The organism is Longimicrobium sp. (genome assembly GCA_036387335.1).
Lineage (GTDB): Bacteria > Gemmatimonadota > Gemmatimonadetes > Longimicrobiales > Longimicrobiaceae > Longimicrobium.
In genome coordinates, this window is sequence record DASVTZ010000158.1 from 1 (window position 1) to 1,869 (window position 1,869).

The following is a 1,869-nucleotide window of genomic DNA, read 5'->3' on the forward strand; positions in this document are numbered from 1 at the left end:
GCCGCCGAGCCCGTCGGGGCCCAGCGTCAGACCCCGCTCGCGTGCGCGCTCCCCCAGCTCCGCCACGTGCGCCTCGCTCCCCGTCCACACCGCCAGCGCCGCGCCGAAGCGGTCGGCGGGGACGCAGGCGAGGCTCGCCGCGAACCCGTCGCTGAAGCGCACCTCGGCACGTCCCGCTCGAACCCCGCCGCCCGCCGTGTGCTCGCCTAGCGTGCGAAAGGCGGCCAGCGTCTCCTCCGCGCGGTCGGTGGCGGCGACGATGTCGATGGAGGAGACGACTTCCATCCGGCGGCGCAACGGCCCGGCGAGCTCGGCGGCGGAGACGCCGGGGAGGGTGCGGACGTGCTCCACGAGGCGCTCCGCCACGTCCAGCGCGTGCACGATACGCCGCTTGCCGCGCATGTCGCGCACGGAGGCGACGCCCTCCAGGATCGACGTCACCGTCTTGGGGCCGAAGCCGGCGAGGGTGCCGATGCGGCCGGCGCGCGCGGCCTCTTCCAGCGAATCGAGCGAATCGATCCCCAGCTCGGCGTACAGGGTGCGGATGCGCTTGGCGCCGAGCCCCTTGATCTTCATCACGTCGTACATCCCGACCGGCGTCTCCGCCACCAGCCGCTCGTGCATCCCCGAGCGCCCGGTGCGCACCAGCTCGTCCACGATCCCCGCGATCGCCTCGCCGATCCCAGGGAGCGAGGTCAGCGCTCCGGCGAGCGAGAGAGCCTCCAGGTCCGCGCCGGAGCCCTCGAGCTGCCGCGCCGCATTCTGGAAGGCGCGGGCGCGGAACGGATCGCCGCCCACCACCTCCAGGAGCATGGCGATCTCGGCGAGGACGGAGGCGGCGCCGGCGGCGTTCATCCCGCGTCCGCCAGCCGCACGCGCTGAAAGGGGAGGCGCGACAGCGGGATGCTCCCCTCGCGATCTCCGGCGCGCCGCTCGGGCGCGGTCTCGGCGGGGATCTCGCCCGATTGCGTGTCGATGTACCAGAGGGCGCGGGCGAGCAGCTTGAGCGCCTCGGTATTCGTCAGGATCGAGTAGAGCCCCGCGAGCTCGCCGCCCGGAAGGATGTTGGCGAAGTCCGGCGCCCCCTCGCGCCCCGGCGCCTCCGCCCAGTCGGTGGGGATGCCCGGGCCGACCTCGGTGTCGAAGGGGACGACGCTGAACCCCGCCCGCTCGCGCCGCACGCCGAGCACCATCAGCACCTGCAGGTCGCTGAAGCCCGGTCCGAGCGGGTCGATCCCCTGCGACTGGATGGCGAAGAAGCCGTCCACCGGCTCCGGCGGCGCGTCGATGGCGATGCTGGCCCAGAAGAGGCGTGGCGGAAGCTGCACGTAGACCGAGGGATACGGTAGCTTCAGCTCCCATCCCGACATGCGCGGCGCGGCCTCCACCAGGTAGCGCGCGGTGGCGGGCTCCAGCACGTAGAGCCGCCGGCCGAAGCGCCAGAAGTTGAAGCCGTGGTAGAAGAGGAGGCGGTACTCCTCCAGGATGTCCGCCGTGGCCTCGTCCGGCACCATGGCCCGCAGCGCGTCCGCCACCACGGAGAGGAAGCCGAAGCGCTCGCGGCGTGCGGGGTCTTCGGCCTGCGCCTCGGCCTCGGCCAGGATGTCGGGGAAGACGCGCTCCTCCAGCCCGCCCTCGCCGAACACCAGCTCGTACGGCGTCACCAGCGGCCCGCGCGGGGCGGGCCCCTCCTCGATCTCGCTCAATCCATCCTCCCTGGAACGGTCCACGCGCGCCGCCTGCAAACGGGGCGCCGCGAAGGTAGCCGGCGGGCGGCTCGCGGCGAAAGTGCGCGCGCGCGGAATGGAGCTTGCCCCTGCCCCACCGCTCGCAGGTCACGGTACCCGGGCCCCATCCGATGAGCGCAAC

Annotated in this window: 2 protein-coding genes; both read right to left on the bottom strand. The window is 73.5% G+C overall.

The annotated features are described in order from the left end of the window. The coding region (locus VF647_15425; GenBank protein ID HEX8453492.1) for a helix-hairpin-helix domain-containing protein at nucleotides 1-855 on the bottom strand (855 nt) is incomplete at its 3' end. Next, entirely contained in the window at nucleotides 852-1,706 is an 855-nt protein-coding gene (locus VF647_15430; protein HEX8453493.1) for a hypothetical protein, read from the bottom strand. The genes VF647_15430 and VF647_15425, both read right to left, overlap by 4 nt. Nucleotides 1,707-1,869: the final 163 nt, after the last annotated feature.